18 protein-coding genes are annotated in these 21,677 nt (G+C 64.1%); 9 read left to right on the top strand and 9 right to left on the bottom strand.

Annotation, left to right across the window (positions count from 1 at the left end):
- Window positions 1-17: 17 nt before the first annotated feature.
- A complete protein-coding gene (locus tag SO156_RS17835; protein ID WP_458146019.1) occupies window positions 18-1,568 on the top strand; it encodes an AMP-binding protein in 1,551 nt (516 codons plus the stop codon).
- 86 nt (window positions 1,569-1,654) lie between these two features.
- Here the strand turns inward: SO156_RS17835 and SO156_RS17830 are convergent, their stop codons facing one another.
- Window positions 1,655-2,431, bottom strand: a complete 777-nt coding sequence (locus SO156_RS17830) for an SDR family oxidoreductase (protein WP_498535707.1) — start codon at window positions 2,429-2,431, stop codon at window positions 1,655-1,657.
- Window positions 2,432-2,499: 68 nt separating this feature from the next.
- Between SO156_RS17830 and kce the strand changes: the two genes are divergently transcribed.
- The 7 genes from kce (at window position 2,500) to SO156_RS17795 (ending at window position 9,399) form a co-directional block, all read left to right on the top strand.
- Entirely contained in the window at window positions 2,500-3,438 is a 939-nt protein-coding gene (gene kce, locus SO156_RS17825; RefSeq protein WP_498535706.1) for a 3,5-dioxohexanoate:acetyl-CoA acetone transferase, read from the top strand.
- 33 nt (window positions 3,439-3,471) lie between these two features.
- Complete coding sequence (locus tag SO156_RS17820; RefSeq protein ID WP_498535705.1) at window positions 3,472-3,726, top strand: hypothetical protein; 255 nt, start codon at window positions 3,472-3,474, stop codon at window positions 3,724-3,726.
- A 188-nt stretch (window positions 3,727-3,914) separates the two neighbouring features.
- Window positions 3,915-5,513, top strand: a complete 1,599-nt coding sequence (locus SO156_RS17815) for an ABC transporter substrate-binding protein (protein ID WP_498535704.1) — start codon at window positions 3,915-3,917, stop codon at window positions 5,511-5,513.
- Window positions 5,514-5,555: 42 nt separating this feature from the next.
- Entirely contained in the window at window positions 5,556-6,503 is a 948-nt protein-coding gene (locus SO156_RS17810; RefSeq protein ID WP_498535703.1) for an ABC transporter permease, read from the top strand.
- Between the two features lie 9 nt (window positions 6,504-6,512).
- A complete protein-coding gene (locus tag SO156_RS17805) occupies window positions 6,513-7,406 on the top strand; it encodes an ABC transporter permease (RefSeq protein ID WP_498535702.1) in 894 nt (297 codons plus the stop codon).
- A complete protein-coding gene (locus tag SO156_RS17800) occupies window positions 7,406-8,416 on the top strand; it encodes an ABC transporter ATP-binding protein (RefSeq protein ID WP_498535701.1) in 1,011 nt (336 codons plus the stop codon). The genes SO156_RS17805 and SO156_RS17800 overlap by 1 nt, the downstream gene beginning before the upstream one ends.
- A complete protein-coding gene (locus SO156_RS17795; protein ID WP_498535700.1) occupies window positions 8,413-9,399 on the top strand; it encodes an ABC transporter ATP-binding protein in 987 nt (328 codons plus the stop codon). The genes SO156_RS17800 and SO156_RS17795 overlap by 4 nt, the downstream gene beginning before the upstream one ends.
- An 88-nt stretch (window positions 9,400-9,487) precedes the next feature.
- On the opposite strand, the gene SO156_RS17790 is transcribed toward SO156_RS17795, so the two are convergent.
- From SO156_RS17790 to SO156_RS17760, 7 genes are all read right to left on the bottom strand, one after another.
- Window positions 9,488-11,476: an acetyl/propionyl/methylcrotonyl-CoA carboxylase subunit alpha gene (locus tag SO156_RS17790; protein ID WP_498535699.1), complete on the bottom strand. Its 1,989-nt coding sequence runs from the start codon at window positions 11,474-11,476 to the stop codon at window positions 9,488-9,490.
- Complete coding sequence (locus SO156_RS17785; protein WP_498535698.1) at window positions 11,473-13,089, bottom strand: acyl-CoA carboxylase subunit beta; 1,617 nt, start codon at window positions 13,087-13,089, stop codon at window positions 11,473-11,475. The genes SO156_RS17790 and SO156_RS17785 overlap by 4 nt, the downstream gene beginning before the upstream one ends.
- A 111-nt stretch (window positions 13,090-13,200) precedes the next feature.
- The gene (locus tag SO156_RS17780; RefSeq protein ID WP_458146030.1) at window positions 13,201-14,067 is read right to left on the bottom strand and encodes a beta-keto acid cleavage family enzyme; all 867 of its coding nucleotides are present in this window, start codon (window positions 14,065-14,067) and stop codon (window positions 13,201-13,203) included.
- 197 nt (window positions 14,068-14,264) lie between these two features.
- On the bottom strand, window positions 14,265-15,065 hold the full coding sequence (locus SO156_RS17775) for a helix-turn-helix transcriptional regulator (RefSeq protein WP_498535697.1): 801 nt from the start codon (window positions 15,063-15,065) through the stop codon (window positions 14,265-14,267).
- Between the two features lie 187 nt (window positions 15,066-15,252).
- Window positions 15,253-15,909, bottom strand: coding sequence for a glutathione S-transferase family protein (locus SO156_RS17770; RefSeq protein ID WP_498535696.1), 657 nt, complete (start codon window positions 15,907-15,909; stop codon window positions 15,253-15,255).
- Window positions 15,909-17,072 (bottom strand): acyl-CoA dehydrogenase family protein, encoded by a 1,164-nt coding sequence (locus tag SO156_RS17765; RefSeq protein WP_498535695.1) that lies wholly within the window; start codon window positions 17,070-17,072, stop codon window positions 15,909-15,911. The genes SO156_RS17770 and SO156_RS17765 overlap by 1 nt, the downstream gene beginning before the upstream one ends.
- Before the next feature lie 120 nt (window positions 17,073-17,192).
- On the bottom strand, window positions 17,193-18,326 hold the full coding sequence (locus SO156_RS17760; RefSeq protein ID WP_498535726.1) for an acyl-CoA dehydrogenase family protein: 1,134 nt from the start codon (window positions 18,324-18,326) through the stop codon (window positions 17,193-17,195).
- 267 nt (window positions 18,327-18,593) lie between these two features.
- On the opposite strand from SO156_RS17760, the gene SO156_RS17755 reads away from it, so the two are divergent.
- Complete coding sequence (locus SO156_RS17755) at window positions 18,594-20,147, top strand: acyl-CoA synthetase (protein ID WP_498535694.1); 1,554 nt, start codon at window positions 18,594-18,596, stop codon at window positions 20,145-20,147.
- A gap of 3 nt (window positions 20,148-20,150) precedes the next feature.
- Here SO156_RS17755 and SO156_RS17750 read toward each other — a convergent pair whose 3' ends face one another.
- Window positions 20,151-21,626, bottom strand: a complete 1,476-nt coding sequence (locus SO156_RS17750) for a glycosyltransferase family 2 protein (protein WP_498535693.1) — start codon at window positions 21,624-21,626, stop codon at window positions 20,151-20,153.
- Between the last annotated feature and the right edge of the window lie 51 nt (window positions 21,627-21,677).

Below are 21,677 nucleotides of genomic sequence, written 5' to 3'. Positions count from 1 at the left end.
GCAACCTCGGAGGATCGATGTACACAGGTACGCATGCCCGTCTGCGCCCGCTGCAGCCCGCCTTCATCATGGCCGGCACGGGCGAGACCGTCACCTATCGCGAGCTCGATGTGCGCAGCAACCGGCTGGCGCATCTGTTTCGCAAGCACGGCTTGAAGCGGCTCGATCACTATTCGATCTTCATGGAGAACAATTCGCGCTATCTCGAAGCTTGCAGCGCGGGCGAGCGGTCGGGACTTTACTTTACTTGCGTCAACTCGTTTCTCACGCCGAGCGAGCTCGCCTACATTCTCACCAACAGCCAGTCGCGTATCCTGATCACCTCGGTGGCCAAGCTCGACATCGCGCGCGAGGCGCTGAAGGAATGTCCAAAGATCGAGCTCTGCGTCGTCGCCGATGGCCCGGGTGAGAGCGACCGTATCGTCGGGCTTGAGCAGGCGACGGCAAGCTTGCCGAAGACGCCGATCGCCGACGAATGGCTGGGCACGGCGATGCTCTATTCGTCGGGCACGACGGGACGGCCGAAGGGCATCTTGCGGCCGCTTCCGGAGGAGCCGCCGCGGCAGAATATGCCGCTATTCGATTTCCTCACGAAACTTTGGCACTACCGCGAGGGTATGGTCTATCTGTCGCCGGCGCCGCTCTATCATTCGGCGCCGCAGGCCGCGGTCAATCTGACGATCCGCATGGGCGGCACCGTGATCATCATGGAGAGCTTTGATCCCGAGCGTTACCTCGAGCTGGTCGAGAAATGGGGCATCACCCACACCCAGCTCGTGCCAACGATGTTCTCGCGCCTGTTGAAGCTGCCGGCGGAGGTGCGAAACCGCTATGACCTGTCCTCGCTCGAGATTGCGATCCATGCCGCGGCGCCCTGCCCGGCGCTGGTGAAGGAGGACATCATCAAATGGTGGGGCCCGATCATCCACGAATATTACGGCGCGACCGAGGGGCTCGGCTTCACCGCCTGCAACACCGAGGAGTGGCTCGCCCATCGCGGCACCGTCGGCAAGGTGCTCTTCGGCGATCTGCATATTCTCGACGAGAACATGAAGGAGTGCCCGACCGGCACCGCGGGCACGGTGTGGTTCAAGACGGCCTCGGCGTTTCAATATTTCAACGATCCCGAGAAGACAAAGGAAGCGCGCTCGGCCGATGGCAGCATGAGCACGGTCGGCGACGTTGGCTATGTCGACGCGGACCGCTTCCTCTATCTCACCGACCGCGCCACCTTCATGATCATCTCGGGCGGGGTGAACATCTATCCGCAGGAATGCGAGAATCTGCTGATCACCCATCCGAATGTCGCGGACGCCGCGGTGTTCGGCGTGCCCAACGCCGATCTCGGCGAAGAGGTGAAGGCCGTGGTGCAACCGATGCCGGGCGTGGTGCCGGGGCCGGCGCTCGCCGAAGAGCTGATCACGTTTTGCGCCAAATCGCTGTCGCGACAAAAGGTGCCACGCTCGGTCGACTTCGAAAAGGAATTGCCGCGCCTGCCGACCGGAAAACTGTACAAGCGCCTGCTGCGGGATCGCTATTGGGGTAACAAGACGTCGCGGATTGTATGAGGGGCAACCACAAACTCGGTGTCGCCCGGACAAGCGAGCGTAGCGAGCGCTGATCCGGGACGACGACTGAATTTGTTGATGCCATCTCACCCCAGCATCTGCGTATCACCGCATATCGAGATAGCCTGGCCGGAAATGGTGCGGCCGCGCGGGCTTGCCATGAACAGGATCTGGTCGGCGATCTGGTCGGGCGTCACGTAGTCCTTGATCGAGGTATAGGAGAACGCGATGCGCTCCATCTCGGCGTAGGAGATGCCGCGCTGCTGCGCCTTCGCTTCCAGCACGCGGCGCTGGCGATCGCCGGCGACGAGACCGGGCAAAATGGCGTTGACGCGGATCTTGTCGGGGCCGAGCTCGATCGCCAGCGACTTGGTCAGGCCGATGACGCCCCACTTCGCCGCCGCGTAAGGGGTGCGCATGGCGAAGCCGACCTTGCCGGCGGCGGACGAGATGTTGACGATCGAGGCGTTCCTGCTCTCGCGGAGCAGCGGCACCGCGAGTCGCGTGCAGTTGAACTGGCCGGTAAGGCAGACCTCGACGCAGCGGTCCCAGTCCTCCGGGTTCATCTCCTCGACCTTCGCCGTCGGGCCGGCGATGCCGGCATTGTTGACGAGCACATCCAGGCCGCCGAGCGCGCGGACCGTCTCATCGAACATCGTCTTCACGGCGCCCCGGTCGGAGACATCGCACTGCGAGCGCGTAATGGCGGGATCGCCGTTCGCAAGCGCGGCAAGCGCCATCTCGTCGACATCGCAGACGTGCACCTTTGCGCCCTCGGCAAGGAAGCGGCGAGCGATTGCAAGCCCTATGCCGGCCGCCCCCGCGGTCACCAATACGCGCAACCCCTTGATGTCGAGATCCATGATGGCTCCGATCGTGTCTTGATGCTAAGCGTGACGGTAGATCACAGCCGCCTCGGAGTTGCAAACCCATGGTTAGCAAAGTATCGGCCCGCAAAGTCATCATCACCTGCGCCGTCACCGGCGCGATCCACACGCCGTCGATGTCTCCTGCCCTGCCGGTGACGCCGCAAGAGATCGCGGATGCGGCGGTGGAAGCCGCGGAAGCGGGTGCGGCGATCGTGCATCTGCACGCGCGCAACCCCGAGACCGGCCAGCCGGATCAATCGCCGGAGGCCTTTGCGCCGTTCCTCAAGATCATCAAGCAGCGTTCCAACGCCGTGATCAACCTCACCACCGGTGGCTCGCCGACCATGACGGTGGACGAACGCGTGCGGCCCGCCGCGGTGTACAAGCCGGAAGTGGCTTCGCTGAACATGGGCTCTATGAATTTCGGCTTCTTCGGCATGCTCAACCGCTTCAAGACCTTCAAGCATGATTGGGAACGCAAGCATGTCGAGAACAAGGACATCGTGTTCCGCAACACCTTCCAGGACATCGAGTTCGTTCTGAAGACGCTGTCCGAGACCGGAACCCGCTTCGAGTTCGAATGCTACGACACCGCGCACCTCTATAATCTCCAGTATTTCCTCGATCTGGGTCTCGTGAAGCCGCCGCTGTTCGTGCAAACCGTGTTCGGCCTGCAGGGCGGGATCGGCCCGCATCCCGAGGACGTGCTGCATATGAAGCGCACCGCGGAGCGGCTGTTCGGCGACAAGTTCATCTGGTCGGTGCTGGGCGCCGGACGGCATCAGCTTCCGATCGCGGCGATGGCCGCCGCCATGGGCGGCAACATCCGCGTCGGCCTGGAAGACTCGCTCTGGGCTGCGCCCGGCCGCATGGCCTCCTCCAACGCCGAGCAGGTGCGCCTCGCCTGCAAGATCATCGAGGGCTTAGGCCTCGAAGTCGCCAGCTCCGACGAGGCACGCGAGATGCTGCATTTGAAGGGCGGCGACACGCTGCAGGTGTAGTCCGTCGCCTCTCTGGATTTTGATTTCGCCGGGATGGTGTCGCCCGTCGTCCTCGCGACCGCGGTCCTGTATGCTCAACAGGCGTTGAGAGGAGCCTCCATGCTCGCCGCGTTTCTTTTCGTTGCCGGCCTTCTTGCCATCTTCATCCTGTGCGGGCGCTGCACTGCGAAATTTGCGGCGGAGAAGGGACGTTCGCGGGGTGTCTGGTTCGTCCTGGGCGCCCTGTTCTTTCCGCTGCCCTCGATCGTCCTGGCGCTGCTGCCGTCCCGCGCGCAGGCGCAACGCTAAACTCGATCTGGTTCCAACTGAAAGGGCGACATCAGCTTCTCTCACATTGTGAGAGAGGAACGTGCGGCTCTACGTCATCCGAATTGCCGAGGCCGCAATAGGCCTTGGCCGTTGCCTGCCCTCGCGCGCATGGCTATCGTCGCGATCAAACAGGCTGCACAAGGCCTCGAGGCTCGAGGGAGAGAAGCATGCGGAGCGTGAGGGCGCTCGCCGCGATGGCGGCGCTAGCGGTGTTGACGGTCTCAACCACCGCGTTCGCCGACGAGGGCAAGCAGGGCGGCATCTTGCGGATGTATCATCGCGACAGCCCCGCAAATGCTTCGATCCACGAAGGCGCGACCTATTCGGTCAACATTCCCTTCATGCCCGTCTTCAACAATCTCGTCATCTACAAGCAGGACGAGCCACAGAACAGCATGGATGACATCGTCCCGGAGCTCGCGGAGAGCTGGGCCTGGGGCGGCGACAACAAGACGCTGACCTTCAAGCTGCGCCAGGGCGTGAAATGGCACGACGGCAAGCCGTTCACTTCCGCCGACGTCAAATGCACCTTCGACATGCTGATGGGCAAGTCGCAGCAAAAGTTCCGGCAGAACCCGCGCAAGGCCTGGTACAACGAAGTCAATGACGTCACGACCAATGGCGATTTCGAGGTCTCGTTCAACTTGAAGCGGCCGCAGCCCTCGCTGCTGGCGCTGCTCGCCTCGGGCTATACGCCGGTTTACCCTTGCCACGTCTCGCCCGCCGAGATGCGCACGCATCCGATCGGCACCGGGCCGTTCAAGTTCGTCGAGTTCAAGGCCAACGAGTCGATCAAGCTAACCCGCAATCCCGACTACTGGAAGAAGGGAAGGCCCTATCTCGACGGCATCGAGTTCACCATCATCCCGAACCGCTCGACCGCAATCCTCGCTTTCGTCGCCGGCAAGTTCGACATGACCTTCCCGACCGAGGTGACGATCCCGCTGGTGAAGGACGTCAAGGCGCAGGCGCCGAAGGCGATCTGCGAGGTCGCGCCGACCAACGTCTCGACCAACATCATCGTCAATTCGTCGGCGCCGCCGTTCGACAATGTCGACATCCGCCGCGCCATGGCACTGGCGCTGAATCGCAAGGCGTTCATCTCGATCATGTTCGAGGGCCAGGGCGATATCGGCGGCACCATGCTGCCGCCGCCGAACGGCCTGTGGGGCATGCCCAAGGAGATGCTGGAGACCATTCCCGGCTACGGCCCTGACGTGAACGCCAATCGCGAGGAGGCGAAGAAGCTGATGCAGAAGGCGGGTTACGGTCCCGACAAGCATCTCGCGGTGAAAGTCTCTACGCGCAACATCCCGGTTTATCGCGACCCCGCGGTGATCCTGATCGATCAGCTCAAGAGCATTTACATCGACGGCGAGCTCGACGTCGTGGAGACGGCGAACTGGTTCCCGAAGGTTGCGCGCAAGGACTATATGATCGGTCTCAACCTCACGGGTAACGCGGTCGACGATCCCGACCAGTCCTTCTACGAGAATTATTCCTGCGGCTCGGAGCGCAACTACACCAACTACTGCAACAAGGACATCGAAAAGCTGTTCGACGTGCAGTCGCAGGAGACCGACATTGGCAAGCGCAGGAAGCTGGTCTGGGAGATCGACAAGAGGCTGCAGGAGGATGTCGCCCGCCCGATCATCTTCCATAGCCGCATGGGCACCTGCTGGCAGCCCTACGTCAAGGGCGTAACGATCATGACGAACTCCTCCTATAATGGCTATCGGTACGAGGATTTGTGGCTGGACAAGTAACGGGGCGGACAGGCAGCTGAAGGCTGGGCAGGAGGCGTTGGGATGTTTGCCTATCTGGTGCGCCGCCTGTTTCTGATGCTCGTGACCCTCTTTGGGATCTCGGTCGTCATCTTCTTCCTGCTGCGCATCGTGCCCGGCAACATCGTCGACATCCTCTTTGCCGCCGCCGGTTACGTCGATCCCGCCGACAAGGCCAATCTGGAAAAGGAGCTCGGCATCGACCAGCCGCTGGTGATGCAGTATCTGCACTGGATCGGCGGTTTTCTGCGCGGCGATTTTGGCTACTCCTATGTCTCGGAGAAGCCGGCGCTCCAGGAGATCTTGCCGCGGATTCCGATCACCGCACGGCTTGCCGGGCTCGCATTGCTGTTCTCCGCCTCGATCGGCATTCCCTTGGGCGTCATCAGCGCGGTGAAGCAGGGAACAAAGCTCGATTATGCATTGCGTGTCGTCAGTCTCAGCGGGCTGTCGCTGCCCTCGTTCTGGCTCGGGCTTTTGATCCTCACCGCGTCGGTCGCGATGTTCGGCCAGATGCCGATCTTCAATCCCAATCCTCAGACCTGGCTGGAGGCGTTTGCGACCTATGCGGTGCCGGCTGCCGCCGTCGGCTTCCGCAGCGCCGCGCTCACCATGCGCATCACGCGCTCCTCGATGCTGGAGGTGCTGCGGCAGGACTATATCCGCACCGCACGCGCCAAGGGCGCCTCCGACGCCGCGGTGAACTATCAGCATGCGCTGAAGAACGCGATTTTGCCGGTGATCACCGTGATCGGCATCGAGGCGGCATTCCTGATCGGCGGCCTCATCGTCACCGAGACCGTATTCAACATCCCTGGTGTCGCGCGCTTCCTGGTCGAGGCCATCCGCTGGCGCGATTATCCGATCGTGCAGAACCTCGTGATGTTCATCGCTATCGTCGTGGTGTTCGCGAACTTCACCGTCGACATGCTCTACGCCGTGTTCGACCCGCGCATCCGGTATACGGATTAGGAGACCTGCTTGGCCGCGATCGATTATGATCTCGAACTGAAGCGCGCCGGCGCCGGCGCGACCGAAGGCTGGCGGCGCGTGCTGTTCCTGGCGCAGCGGCATGTGCTGGGCGCGGCCGGACTGATCATCATGACGCTGTTCGTGCTCACCGCGATCTTCGCCAACGTCCTCGCCCGCTTCGATCCCCTCACCGTGGATGCCGCGCATGCGCTGGCGCGCCCAAGCGCGCTGCACTGGATGGGCACGGATTCCTTTGGCCGCGACGTCTTCAGCCGCATCATCCACGGCGCGCGGATCTCGCTTGCAGTCGGGCTCGGCTCGACCACGCTTGGCGCGTCAATCGGCGTCATCGTCGGCCTGACCTCGGGCTACCTCTCGGGCTGGGTCGATCTCGTGTTCCAGCGCGCCTCCGACATTCTCCAAGCGCTGCCGCTGCTGGTGCTGGCGCTGGTGATGACCGCGGCGCTCGGGCCGTCGCTGCCAAACGTCATCATCGCGATCGCTATTCCGCTGATTCCGACGGTGGCGCGCGTGATCCGCGCCAATACGCTGGCCTTGCGCGAGCAGCCGTTCGTGGAAGCCGCCAAGTCGATCGGGATGAGCGAGGTGCGGATCGCGCTGCGCCACGTGCTGCCGAACACGCTGGCGCCCCTGATCGTGCTCGCCACTGCGCAACTCGGCTCGACCATCCTCACCGAAGCTTCGCTCTCGTTCCTTGGCCTCGGTATTCCCGAGCCCTACCCGTCCTGGGGCCGCATGCTGTCGGAATCCGCCGCCGAATATGTCCGCACCGCACCGTGGCTCGTCATCTTCCCGGGCATTGCCATTAGCCTCGCCGTGTTCGGCACCAATTTGTTCGGCGACGCACTGCGCGACATCCTCGACCCGAGGCAGCGCGGCTGATGAGCGACGCCTCCGACCTCGTGCTCGATGTCAAGAACCTGAAAACGGTGTTCTTCACCAATTCGGGGCTCTTCAAGGCGGTCGACGACGTCTCATTCCGCGTGCGGCGCGGCGAGACGCTGGCGATCGTCGGCGAGTCCGGCTGCGGCAAGAGCGTCACCGCCCTCTCCCTTATGCGGCTGGTGCCGGATCCACCCGGACGCATCGTCGGCGGCTCAGTGACGCTCGAGGGCACCGACCTGCTCGCGCTGGATGACGCGAAAATGCGCGCGATCCGGGGCAACCGCATTTCCATGATCTTCCAGGAGCCGATGACCTCGCTCAATCCCGTGATGCGGATCGGCGACCAGATCACGGAGGCGGTGCGGCTGCACAGGAAGATCTCGACCAGGGAAGCCCACAACATCGCGGTCGAGATGCTCCGGCTGGTGCGCATCCCGGAACCGGCGCGGCGCGCAAAGGAATATCCGCATCAGCTTTCAGGCGGCATGCGCCAGCGCGCGATGATCGCGATGGCTCTAGCGTGCCGGCCGGCGCTGCTGATCGCGGACGAGCCGACCACCGCCCTCGACGTCACCATCCAGGCGCAGATTTTGGCGCTGATCCTCGACCTTCAGAAGCAGCTCGGCACCGGCCTCGTGCTGATTACGCATGATCTCGGTGTCGTCGCGCAGACCGCGCAGCGCGTGATCGTGATGTATGCGGGCAAGAAGGTCGAGGAAGCGAGCGTCGAGGCACTGTTCGCCGCGCCAAAGCATCCCTATACGCGCGGACTGATGGCTTCGATCCCGGCGGTACCGGCTTCCGGCGTCGCGGCGCAGGCGCGGCTAAACGAAATTCCCGGCACCGTGCCGTCGCTGGTGCGGCTTCCAAAGGGCTGCGCCTTCGCGCCGCGTTGCAAGCTCGCCATCAAGCGCTGCGAGGCCGAATATCCGCCGCTTCAGGATTGGGGCGGCGGCCATCTCGCCGCCTGCTGGCGCGCGGCCGACGTCGCGGAGGAGGTGGCATGAGCGAGGCGGTGCTCGATGTCACCGACCTGATCAAGCACTATCCGGTGCGCGCCGGCGTGCTGCGGCGGCAAGTCGGCACCGTGCATGCGGTTGACGGCGTCAGCTTCTCGCTTCAAACGGGCGAGACGCTCGGTCTCGTCGGAGAATCGGGCTGCGGCAAGTCGACGGTCGCACGCAGCGTGCTGCGGCTGGTCGAGCCGACCTCAGGCCAGATCCGCCTCGACGGCGAGGACATCACGCATCTCTCCAAGACCGAGCTGCGACCGCATCGCCGTTCGATGCAGATCGTGTTCCAGGATCCCTTCGCCTCGCTCAACCCGCGCATGACCGCGGGCGACATCGTCGGCGAGCCGCTCGCGGTGCATGGCCTCGCCAGCGGCAAGGCGCTGGAGACACAGGTCGCAAAACTGTTCGAGCACGTGGGCCTGCGGCCCGACCAGATGCGCAATTTCCCGCACCAGTTCTCCGGCGGCCAGCGCCAGCGCATCTGCATCGCGCGGGCGCTCGCGCTTCAGCCGCGGCTGATCGTCTGCGATGAACCCGTCTCGGCACTCGATGTCTCGATCCAGGCCCAGGTGATCAACCTGCTGATCGACCTGCAACGACAGCACGGCTTCTCCTATCTCTTCATCGCGCATGATCTGGCTGTGGTCGCCCATATCAGCCACCGTGTCGCGGTGATGTATCTCGGACGCATCGTCGAGATCGCGGACAAGGATGAGCTGTTCAGGAATCCGCGCCATCCCTATACGCAGGCCCTGCTCGCCTCGGTCCCGATCGCCAACCCGCATGCGAAGCGACTGGCACCGCTCGTTGATGGCGACGTGCCGAGCCCGGTCAATCCGCCGTCGGGATGCGCGTTCCACACCCGTTGCCGTTTTGCGATGGAGCGATGCAAGACGGAACGGCCCGCGCTGGTGGAGGCTGGCGACCGGCACAAGGTGGCGTGTTTGCTCAATGAGGGGACGGGGCGGGGGCAATAGAATTGTAGGGTGGGTTAGCGAAGCGTAACCCACCGCTTCTGTCGTCGCGGAAACCAAAGAGGTGGGTTACGCCTACGGCTAAACCACCCTACGATTGCGGTGTTTGCGGCTCAATCTCCACCACGATCTTCCCCGTCGTCACCTGCTCGCCTTCCACAACATCGATTGCCGTGACCACGCCATCGATACCGGCCTTGTGGACGTGCTCCATCTTCATCGCCTCCAGCGTCATCACCGGCTCGCCGACGGTGATGGGATCACCGGGCTTGACCAGCACGGCGACGACGCGGCCGTTCATGGCGGCGCGGACCTTGCCGTCGCCGCCGTTGGCTGCGGCGGCCTTCGGCGGGGCAAGGGTGAGATCGGTTACCACGAGCGGGAGGCCGCGGTGCTGGAGGTACAGCCGATCGCCATCGCGCAGAAACTTTACGGTGTCCATGAGGCCTTCATGGTGGAAACGAATCGTCTGCGCGTCCAGCTCATCGACCTCGAACCTATGCTCCCGCCCATCGATGGAGACGATGTAGCCGCCATCGCGCTCGCGCCCGACTTCGAGCTCATGCGTGTGACCGTCCATCTCGATCTTCGCCGGCAGCGGAAACGTCGCCGCCAAGCTTCGCCCGCTACGCCATGCCGGGGCGCGCGGGTTGGTGACGTAAAGCAGCAGGCCCGCGAGCGCCGCGTCGAACGCGCCGTTCTTGCGTGGCGCTAGCAGTTCGTCGCGATGCGTGCCGATGAAAGCCGTCGTCGCCCCGCCCCTGGCAAAGCCGGGATGTCGCAGGCACGACATCAGGAACGCCTGGTTGGTGGTGACGCCGAAGGCGATGAGCTGCTCCAGCCCGCAGAGCAGGCGACTTCGCGCCTCCTCGCGCGTTGCGCCATGGCTGATGACCTTGGCGATCATGGAATCGTAGAACGGCGGGATCTCCGTGCCCGATTGCAGCGCGTGCTCGACACGGATGCCTTCCGGCACCTGCCAACGCGCCATGCGGCCGGACTGTGGCATGAACTCGTGCGCGGCGTCCTCCGAGCACAGCCGCACCTCGATGGCGTGACCGTCGAATTTAACGTCCTGCTGCTTGACCGGCAGCGGTTCGCCACGCGCGACGCGCAGTTGCAGTTCAACGAGGTCCAGGCCGGTGATCGCTTCGGTCACGGGATGCTCGACCTGGAGGCGCGTGTTCATCTCCATGAAGTAGAACGCGCCGCTTTCGTCGAGCAGGAACTCCAGCGTGCCGGCGCCCTCGTAGCGCAGCGCCTTCACGGCTGCGACGGCAACCTCACCCATCCTCGCACGCAGCTGCGGCGTCACTGCCGGCGACGGCGCCTCCTCGATCAGCTTCTGGTGCCGCCGCTGCACGGAGCAATCGCGCTCACCGAGATGGATGGCGTTGCCATGAGCGTCGCCGAAGACCTGGATCTCGATGTGCCGCGGATTCTGGATGGCACGTTCGAGGATGACCGTGGGATCGCCAAACGCGGCCTTCGCCTCGGAGCGCGCGCTGCGTAGCGCGTCGGGGAAGGATGCGACCTCGGTCACGAGCCGCATGCCGCGGCCGCCGCCCCCGGCGACTGCCTTGATCATCACGGGGAAGCCGATCTTCGCGGCTTCCGCGAGCATCACCTCGTCACTCTGGTCGGTACCTTGATAACCGGGCACGATAGGTACGCCGGCCTTCTTCATGATCTCCTTGGCGCCGGCCTTGTTACCCATCGCCTCGATTGCCAGCGGCGACGGGCCGATGAAGACGAGGCCCGCATCCTTGCAGGCCTGCGCGAACGCCTCGTTCTCGGCGAGGAAGCCATAGCCGGGATGCACGGCATCCGCGCCGCTTGCCTTTGCCGCGGTGATGATCGCAGGGATGTTGAGATAGGATTGCGCGGGCAGCGCTTCGCCGATCCGCACGGCCTGGTCAGCCTGCCGCACATGCAAGGCATCGCGATCCGCATCCGAATAGACTGCGACCACGCCAAGGCCAAGCCGCCGCGCGCTCCGCATCAACCGGAGCGCGATCTCGCCGCGATTGGCGATCAGGACCTTGAAGAACGGCCGGTGCTGGACTGATCCGTTCCTCATGGACGGACCACCGAAAATTGCATGCGCTGCGGCGTACGAGCGTCGCCCTCACGGCAGATCGCGAGCACTTCCGAGAGAACAGCGCGAGTATCGCGCGGATCGATGACGCCGTCATCGAGAACCCGCGCGCTGGTCGAGAACACATCCATCTGGCCATCGAACACGCCGATGATCTGCGCCTTCATGGCCTCCAGCTTCTCCCGCTCGATCGGCTTGCCGCGCCGTGCGGCGGCAGCCTCCGTCACGATCGCCATGGTCTCGGCCGCCTGCTCGCCGCCCATCACGGCGGTCTTGGCATTGGGCCAGGAGAAGCAGAAGCGCGGATGGAAGCCCCGGCCGCACATGCCGTAATTGCCGGCGCCAAAGGAGGCGCCGCAATAGATGGTGATCTGCGGCACGGTCGCCGACGTCACCGCCTGGATCATTTTCGATCCGTGCTTGATCATGCCGGCTTCTTCGTAGGATTTGCCGACCATGTAGCCAGTGGTGTTGTTCAGATACAGCAGCGGCGTGCAGGTCTGGCAGCAGGCCTGGATGAAGTGGGTCGCCTTGTTGGCGCCGGCTGGATCGAGCGGGCCGTTGTTGGTAATGATGCCAATCGCCTGGCCCTCGATGCGGCCATGGCCGCAGACGGTGGCGGGGCCATAGTTCGACGCCATCTCGGTGAAGTCGGAATCGTCGACGATGCGCGCGATGATCTGCTTCATGTCGACGGGACGCTTGTGATCCATCGGCATGATGCCGAGCAGCTCGTCCTGATCGTAGCGCGGCGGCTTGTATTGCCTGGCTACCCTGACCGGCCGTTCCCATTCCAGCGCCGCCATAATCTCACGTGCGATGCGCAGGGCATCGCGATCATCTTCCGCAAGGTAGTCGCCAAGGCCGGAGATCTGCGTGTGCATCTCGGCGCCGCCGAGCTCTTCCTCGGTCGCGATCTCGCCGGTTGCGGCCTTGAGCAACGGTGGTCCCGCGAGGAAGGCGCGGGTTCGGCCACGCACCATGACGATGTAGTCGGACAGACCCGTCTGATAGGCCCCCCCGGCCGTTGAGGAGCCATGCGTCACGGTCACGACGGGAAGGCCCGCCGCCGACAGCCGCGCGAGGTTACGAAAGATGTTGCCGCCACGGACGAAATCCTCGACGCGGTAGCGCAAGAGATTGGCGCCGGCGCTTTCGACGAGCTGCACGTAAGGCAGCTTGTTCTCCAGCGCGAGCTCCTGCACGCGCAGCGTCTTGTCGAGGCCATAAGGCTGCAGCGCGCCGGCATCGATGCCGGCGTCGCTGGCGCTGACCATGCAGCGAATGCCCGAGACGAAGCCGATGCCTGCGATGACGCCACCGCCCGGCACGCTCTTGTTGACATCGGGAACGTCGAACATATAGCCGGCAAGCGTCGAGAGCTCGATGAAGGGCGCGCCGGGATCGAGCACCAGCGCGACGCGCTCGCGCGGCAGGAGCTGGCCGCGTTTGTGGAAGCGGTCCTTCGCGGCGGCGGACGCCGCACGCGAGCGCTCCTCCAGCGCACGCATGCGATCGATCAGCGCCAGCATGCCGTCACGATTGGCGTGGTAGGCGGCGCTGCCGGAGGAGATGGTGTTTTCGATGAGTGCCACAACTTGCTCCGTCATTCCGGGGCGATGCGTAGCATCGAACCCGGAATCTCGAGGTTCCACAATTCGCAATTGCGAATTGGCGTTCGCGCTTCGCGCGTCCCGGAACGACGTTCAGCGATTCGTCCCAAATATCTTCCGCGCCTCGGCCGGACTCGCGATCTCGCGGCCGGCACGCCGCGCGCAGGCGGCCACCGCTTCGATCAACTGGCCGTTCGACGTCACCTTCTTGCCGTCGGCGAGATAGAAGGTGTCCTCGAGACCGGTTCGCAGATGCCCACCGAGATCGGCGCAGCGCTGGTGCAGCGGCCAGATTTCCTCACGGCCGATTGCCGTGACCTGCCAATGCGCCTCGGGACGCTTCAGCTTGAGCAGGATCGGCAGCAGCTCGGGATCAGCGGGCATGCCGGAGGCTACGCCCATGACGAAATTATATTCGAGCGGTCCCTTGTACATGCCGACTTCGGTATACATGCCGACACAGCGGACGATGCCGACGTCAAAACATTCGAACTCGGGGATGGTGGCGACTGCGTTCATGACGTCAAGATAGTCCTTCACTTTTTCGACCGCGTTGTCGAACATCATCGGCGGCCAGGCCCAGCTATGATCGGCCTTCACCTTGAGATAGTTCAGCGAGCCGGCGTTGCAGGCGGCGATCTCCGGCTTGGTCTCGCGGATGCAATCGAGCGCGCCGCCGTAGTTCGGCCCGGATACGCCCGAGGTGTGATTGATGATCACGCCAGGGCAAGCCTCGCGGATCGCCTGCTGGATTTCGCGCGAGACGCCGACCTCCCAGGACGGCAGGTGCCCCTTGTTCGGCGCCTGCTGGCGCAGATGGATGTGCATGATGCTGGCGCCGGCGTCGAACGCAGCCCTGGCCTCGCGCGCCATCTCTTCGGGCGTCACCGGCACATTGTGCTGCCTGGGGTCGGTGAGCACGCCGTTCAGCGCGCAGGTGATGACGGCCTTGTCGCTCATGCCTTGGGTATCTCGCAGGTTGAGGATGCAACGCTGCGATCATGTGACCTGGCGAGGATGGCTTCTTGCGCGGAGAAGCTAGGGCAGGAAACGTCGCTGCGTAGGGTGGGTTAGCGAAGCGTAACCCACCAAGGCGCGTCCCGCGGATGCAGAAGCGGTGGGTTACGCCTTCGGCTAACCCACCCTACAATTCGTGGCTAGCTTGCTTCCGCAAGCTTCACCGTCTCGCCGCTGCGATAGATGGCGAGATCGCGCGAGCCGACGAAGATGGCGCGCGGCTTCAGGCCATAAAAGCGGCGGATCGAATGGCTGAAATGTGTGCTGTCGGGATAGCCGATGTCCTGCGCGAGATGAGCGAGGTTGAGGTCCTGGTTGGCGAAATGAAGGAGATACCGCGCGCGCTTCCAGGCGCGGAAGGAGCGGAAGGAGATGCCGGTCTCCTCCTTGAACAGGTGCAGGAACCGCGAAGCCGAGAGGCCAGCTTCCGCTGCGCAAGCTTCCGCCGTCACCGGCTCCCCGGAGAAACGCTCGATGCGCGCGATCGCCCGCATCACGCGCAGGTCGAGCATGCGGCGCGGCAGCGCCTTGCCAAAGCACATCTCGTCGAATTCGGCGGTGGTGACGTCGCCATAGCGGCGCTGGCGTAGGAACGCGTAGGCGGCGAGGATTTTTCGCGCGTAGTCGGCCTTGTCCGGTCCAGTTAGGCGCTGGCTCAGTGCCTCGATCACGCCGTCCGGCATGCTCTCGGGCTCGAGCGTGACGCTGATGACGGTGCGGTAGTCGCTCGCGATGGTGTGGCGCTGGTTCGGCAGGGTCACGACCAGGACGTCAGTGGTGTGGACGTCGTCGATGGTCAGATGCAGGCTGCCCTTCACCGCGACATAGACGTGGCAGCAGCCTGCGGTGCGCCGGCGCGGCCGGCCGAGTAGCCCGGCGTAGAACACGCGCTCCGGCGTAATCAGCATCAGATGGTCGGATTCGCGACCTTTATCTTCCATCGGCGGTCCTCCTCGCGCGGCTCTTCGGCCGCCGCGGACGGGGCCACCTTAGCGGAATTTTGCGTGGTGTCACGGCGGGATAGCGCTGTCACAAATCATCGTCATTCCAGGGCGATGCAAAGCATCGAACCCGGAATCTAGAGATTCCGGGCTCGCCCTTCGGGCGCCCCGGAATGACGGTTCCCCTTCAAGCTCTCAGCCTTGGCGCGACGTTCTGCTCGATTCCAGCCTTACGTTCCGCCACCACCGCCCGCTTGAAACCCTCGCGCTGTTGCAGGCGGGCCCAATAGGCTGTGACATGTGGCCCGAAATCCCGAGAAAGCCCGATGCTTTCTGCAAGCCGCAGGGCATAGCCGATCACGATGTCGGCGGCGGTGAAGCGGCCGGCGCACAAGGCTTCAGCATTTGCGGTCGCTGCCTCGACCGCGCGCAGGCGCCCAAGGAACCATTTTGCGTAGTCGCTGGCGACCTGCGGATTACGCCGCTCTTCCGGCTCGAGCTGGGCGTAACGGAGCACCAGCGTCTGCGGGAAGGTTAACGTCGCGTCGCTGAAATACATCCAGTTCAGGAAGGCGCCGAAATCGGGATCATTGGCGTCGACCATCAGCGGCGTCGGCCCGTATCGGGTGCCGAGATAGTGGCAGATGCCGGAAGACTCCGTCATCCGCGTCTCGCCGTCGATCAGATAGGGGATCGTTCCGAGCGGATTGATCGCGAGGTACTCCTTGGCGAAGACGCGCGGCGGGAATGGCAGCATCTTCAGCTCATACGGCAGCCCCATTTCCTCCAGCATCCAGAGCGGGCGGAAGGAGCGCGCGGCGTCGCAGTGATAGAGGGTGATCATCAGGCGGTTCCCTTGCTGCCGGGCAGCGTGCCCATCATCTTGCACAGGACCATCAGCATCACCTCATCGGCGCCGCCGCCGATCGAGGTCAGGCGGCTGTCGCGATAGGCACGGCTGACCGGCGTCTCGTTGGTAAAACCCATGCCGCCCCAGTATTGCAAGCAGGCATCGGTGAGCTCACGTCCCAAGCGGCCGGCCTTGAGCTTGGCCATGGTCGCGAGCTTCGTCACGTCCTCTCCTGCAACCAGCGCCTCGCCGGCACGATAGACCAGGGCGCGCAATAGCTCGACCTCGGTCTGCATCTCCGCGAGCTTGAAGTGCACGACCTGGTTGTCGAGGATGCTTTGGCCGAAGGCCCTGCGGGTGCGGGTATATTCGATCGTCTCGTTGATGATGTATTCGTGCGCCTTCAGGCAGGCGGCCGCGCCCCACAGGCGCTCCTCCTGGAACTGGATCATCTGGTAGGTAAAGCCCTTGCCCTCCTCGCCGATCCGGTTGCGCCTGGGCACGCGGACATCGTCGAAGAAGATCTGGGCAGTGTCTGAGGAGCGCATGCCCATCTTGTCGAGCTTGCGGGCCACCGTGACGCCCTTGCTCTTCATGGGGACGCAGATCAGCGACTTGTTGCGGTGAAAGGGTCCATCGCTGGTGTTGGCGAGCAAGCAGATCCAGTCGGCCTGCGTGCCGTTGGTGATCCACATCTTGCCGCCGTTGATGACGTAGTCGTCGCCGTCGGGGCGCGCATTGGTCTTGATCGAGGCGACGTCGGAGCCAGCGCCGGGCTCGGAGACGCCGATGCAGGCGACGTAATCGCCCGCGATCGAGGGCGCCAGGAACTCGCGCCGCATCTCGTCAGAGCCGAATCGGGCCAGCGCCGGCGTCGCCATATCAGTCTGCACGCCGATCGCCATCGGCACCCCGCCACAGGTGATCGCCCCTAGCTCCTCCGCCATCATCAGCGCGTAGGAGTAATCGAGGCCCGAGCCGCCGAACTCGACCGGCTTGTTCAGCCCGAGGAATCCGAGGTGGCCCATCTTCTTGAACAACTCGTGCGCCGGAAAGATGTCGGCCTTCTCCCATTCATCGACGTGAGGGTTGATCTCGTTGGCGATGAATTTCTGCAGGGAGCGGCGGGTGTCGTCGTGGTCGGCGGTGAATAGCATTTCTTTTCCTCGTCATTCCGGGGCGACGCGCAGCGTCGGACCCGGAATCTCGACATTGTCAGACTCAATCTCCAGATTCCGGGCTCGCGCTGCGCGCGCCCCGGAATGACGGCTTCGCCGTCACAATTCCTGCCGCGATGCCAGATCCTTCATGATCTCCTCTGTGCCGCCGCCGATGGCGTTGACCTTGACCTCTCGGTAGATGCGCTCGGCCTTGATGCCGCGCATGAAGCCGGCGCCGCCAAAAATCTGCACGGCCTCCGAGGCGCAGAACGCCATGGTCTGCGTGGCCTGGTTCTTCATCATGCAGATTTCGGCCACCGGGCTCTCGCCCTGCTCCAGCCGCCAGGCCAGCATTTCGAGCATCGCCTGGGAGGCGGCGATCTTCTGCGCCATGTCGACGATCTTGTGGCGGATCACCTGGTGCTGGGCGAGCGGCTTGCCGAAGGTCTTACGTTCCTTCGCATAGGCGATCGTCTCATCGAGGCAGACGCGGGCGAAGGCCGTGCAGCCGGCCGCCATGCCCATGCGCTCGCTGTTGAAGTTCTGCATGATGAATTTGAAGCCCTGCCCCTCCTCGCCGATCAGGTTCTCGGCCGGCACGCGGCACTCGTCGAAATGCAGCATCGCGGTGTCGGAGGCCCACCAGCCCATCTTCTTCAGTTTCGTACGCGACAGGCCGGGTGTGTCGCCCTCGATCAGCAAAAGGCTGACGCCGCCGGCGCCATCACCGCCCGTGCGGACGGCGACGGTCAGATAGTCGGCGCGCATGCCTGAGGTGATGAACGTCTTCTCGCCGCTCACGACGTAGTGATCGCCATCACGACGCGCCTTGGTGCGCAGGTTCGCAACGTCCGAGCCGCCGCTCGGCTCGGTGATCGCGAGCGCGGAGATCTTTTCGCCGGCGAGAATCTGCGGCAGCACTCTGGCCTTGATCTCGGGCCGCGCGGCGCGCGCGATCGGCGGCGAGCCGATGGTATGGCTCATCAGCGACGCACTGATGCCGCCTGCACCGGCGCGCGCCAGCTCCTGGCTCGCCACGATCCTCATGAACTGGTCGGCGGGGACGCCGCCAAATTCCTCGGGGAACCCAAGCCCCAAGAGGCCGATCTCGGCGGCCTTGCGATACAACGCGCGCGGGAATTCGCCGGCCTCGTCCCACTCATGGGCGTGAGGCTCGATCTCCTTTTCGACGAAACGACGCATCACGGCGCGGAAGGCGTCGTGCTCGGCGGTATAGAACGGGCTCGTCATCGCGTGATCGCTTTCGCTGGCGGCGATTCTTGTTGCCACCATGGCCGGAACACCACCCGCCCACTTGCGTCGAGTGGCTGGCCGGGGGCACCCGACTTCGGTCCGGCCATGCGCCAGCAACTCAACGCAAGACAGTTTAGCCCCTCGCGGACCAACTCCGAACCAAAAAGAAACTTGCTCAAAACTCAGGCCAGCCCCTCGGGGCCGGCCTGGCATGTTGCACGGCAATGAGAGGCAGACGGCGCAAGACCGCAAATGGAGGGACACTTGACCGTTCGCCATTACGACTGGATCGCCCATCACAGCCGCCGCGCGCCTGACAAGATCGCGGTCGTCGATTTCGCCAGCGAGCGCCGCTTCAGCTACGCGCAATTCGACGCACGCATCTCGCGCCTCGCCACGCATCTGCGCGACAGCCTCAAGGTCTCGCGCGGCGATCGCGTGACGGTGCTGGCGCAAAACACGACCGACACGTTGGAGGTCCAATTCGCCTGCTTCCGGCTCGGCGCGGTCTTCGTGCCGCTGAATACCCGCCTCACCGTTCCCGAATTGCAGTTCATCGTCGGCGATTGCGCGCCGAAGGTGATGGTCCATGACGGCGATCTCGCCGAGACCGCGCTTGCGGTGACAAACCTCTGCGGCGGCGGCACGACGCTACTGCTTGGCCCTGGAGGCTCGTACGAAGCCGGCATCGCGGCGGCAACGCCGCTCGACCGGATCGATCAAGTCACGCTCGATGACATCTCGACCATCATGTACACCTCGGGCACCACGGGTCACCCCAAGGGCGCGACCATCACCCACGGCATGACGTTCTGGAATTGCGTCAATCTCGGGGGCCCTGCCGGCATCGGGCCGTCTACGGTGCTGCTCACCGTGCTGCCGCTGTTCCACACCGGCGGGCTCAACTGCTACACCAACCCGGCGCTGCATGCCGGCGGCACCGTGCTGATCATGCGCACCTTCGATCCCGCCCTCGCGCTGCAATTGCTGGGCGACCCCACGCAAGGCATCAACGTGTTCTTCGGCGTGCCCGCGATCTACCAGTTCATGGCGCAGCATCCGGCCTTCGCCACCACGGATCTGAGCCGGCTCGCGACCTGCGGCGTCGGCGGCGCGCCGATGCCGGTGCCTCTCTTGAAGGTCTGGGAGTCGCGCGGTGTCGCGCTTCAGCAGGGCTACGGCATGACCGAGACCTCGCCGGCCGTGCTGGTGCTTGACCGCGAGGATGCAGCGCGGAAAGCAGGTTCCGCCGGCAAGCCGGTGCTGCATACGGAGGTGCGGATCGTGCGGCCCGACGGCAGCGATGCCGCTGTCGGCGAGCTTGGCGAGCTCTGGGTGAAGGGACCGAACATCACGCCCGGCTACTGGAACCGGCCGGAAGCCAACAAATCCTCCTTCACGGACGGCTGGCTGCATACGGGCGATGCGACGCGCATCGATGAGGAAGGTTTCTACTACATCGTGGATCGCTGGAAGGACATGTACATCTCCGGCGGCGAGAACGTCTATCCGGCCGAGGTCGAGAACGTCCTGCATCAGATTGCGGTCATCGCGGAAGCCGCCGTGATCGGCATTCCCGATGCGCAATGGGGCGAGGTCGGCCTTGCCATCGTTGTGCTCAAGCCGGGACAAACCTTGAGTGAAGCGGATATCTTCGTGCACTGCGCAGCCAATCTCGCGCGCTTCAAATGTCCGCGCCAAGTCCGCTTCGTCGACGCGCTGCCGCGCAACGCCACCGGCAAGATCCACAAGCCAACGCTGCGCAAGGAATTTTCGGCGGCTTCGGAAGTCGACAAGGCCACGCGAGCGACCGCCTGAGCATCAAACCTCGCGCGGCTGCGTGTCGCCTGCGACTTCGATCCCGACCACCGGCAGGCCGAGGCGGCGCGAATCGCCCGCGGCTGCAAAGCGCGGACAAGTCCATGCCAGCGTGGCCTCGTCGGACGATGGCAGATCCAGGCGCAGCTCGAAGCCACCCTCGTGGATCGCGATCGATCGGTCGGCGATTTGTGCGCCGTCGAGGTAAAAGCGAAGCCCGATTCGATCGAGGGGTTCGCGGATGTTGAGGCATTCAACACGAACGACGTTGCGGCCGGGGCTTCCGCCGATCCGGACCGCGGCCTCGGGCTCGCTCCAGCGGAAGGCGCGGCCGTGCCAGGTCTCCCCGGCATTGAAGCCGGCCTGCGCAAGCACCTGATCGCCCAACCGCTGCAAGAGAGCGCCGCCAGCCTCGCGAACGCGCTGGATGCAATCGAGACGCTGAAAATCGATCAGGGCAGCAATGTAGTGCTTCATCCAGCGCGCGACACTCTCGCGCGAGCCGACATGCGCCAGAACGGTCAGGACGCAACGGGCAGAGGCTGCTGCGAGTCGCGCCGCGCCGCGCGCGAGGAGGTCTCCAAACAGCGCAGGCTTGACCCAGCGCCGGAATCCGTCCCATGTCTCGCGAGGTCGTTCCGACCAAGAATGGCGATCAAGCACCAAGGCGCGAAGCGCGCTCCGCGCAAGCGCGGGATCGAAATTGTCCTGGCTGCGCCATTCGACGGGAATTTCCAGAAGCTCGCTGCCGGGCTCGAGTCGTCCTTCGCTGAGGTAGCGGATCTCGCCTTGCACGAAATCGAGCGTGAACGTCTTCAAGTCGGACAGCCGTCCGATATAGTAATGATGGAAGCGCGCCTCTTCCAGATACCCGATGACGTGGCCGCGCGCGTGGTAGGCGGCCGCGAGCACCCATTCGGCGAAATGGCCGAGCTCCTCGCGCAGGCCGCCGCATTCCTCATAGGCCTCACGCCGCGTCACGAAGCATTGGTCCAGCACCTTGCGCCATGGATGCACCTTCATGCCGAAATCGATGTCGGCCTGGTACATCGCGGCCTCCGCTTCGGAGAGGCGATTGTGGCAGACCGGAATCGACTTGCAGGAAAAGCCCGACCATTCGGGATGATCCTCGAAGGCGCGGACACAGAGCGCGAGCACGTTGGGCTCTGGCCAGCAGTGCGATTCCGTGAAGAACAGATATCTGCCGCGCGCCTTCGCCGCGCCGAACGCACAGAGGCCGATGTCATGAGCCGAGTCGGAGAATTCGAGCCGCGCCTCACCGTCGGCAAGCGCGGACAGATTCCCGCGCGGCGAGAAGTCCGGCGGCACGACCAGGATGATCTCGTAAAGCGGACGCGCGAGGGTCTGCGACATCCAGCCCTGCCATGACTGCTCCCATTGCCCGCGGTGAAATTCAAGCGGAATGATGACGGAGAACAGCGGACGCTCGGCGTCGGGCGCGGCTTGCGGACTGGGCATGAATGACACTGGCAAATGGATTCAATAAAAAGCAACGCCGGCGAAAGAGCC

The organism is Bradyrhizobium sp. UFLA05-125 (assembly GCF_059803515.1).
Note: the sequence above shows the minus strand (reverse complement) of the source record. Positions and strands in the feature narration are given on the sequence as shown.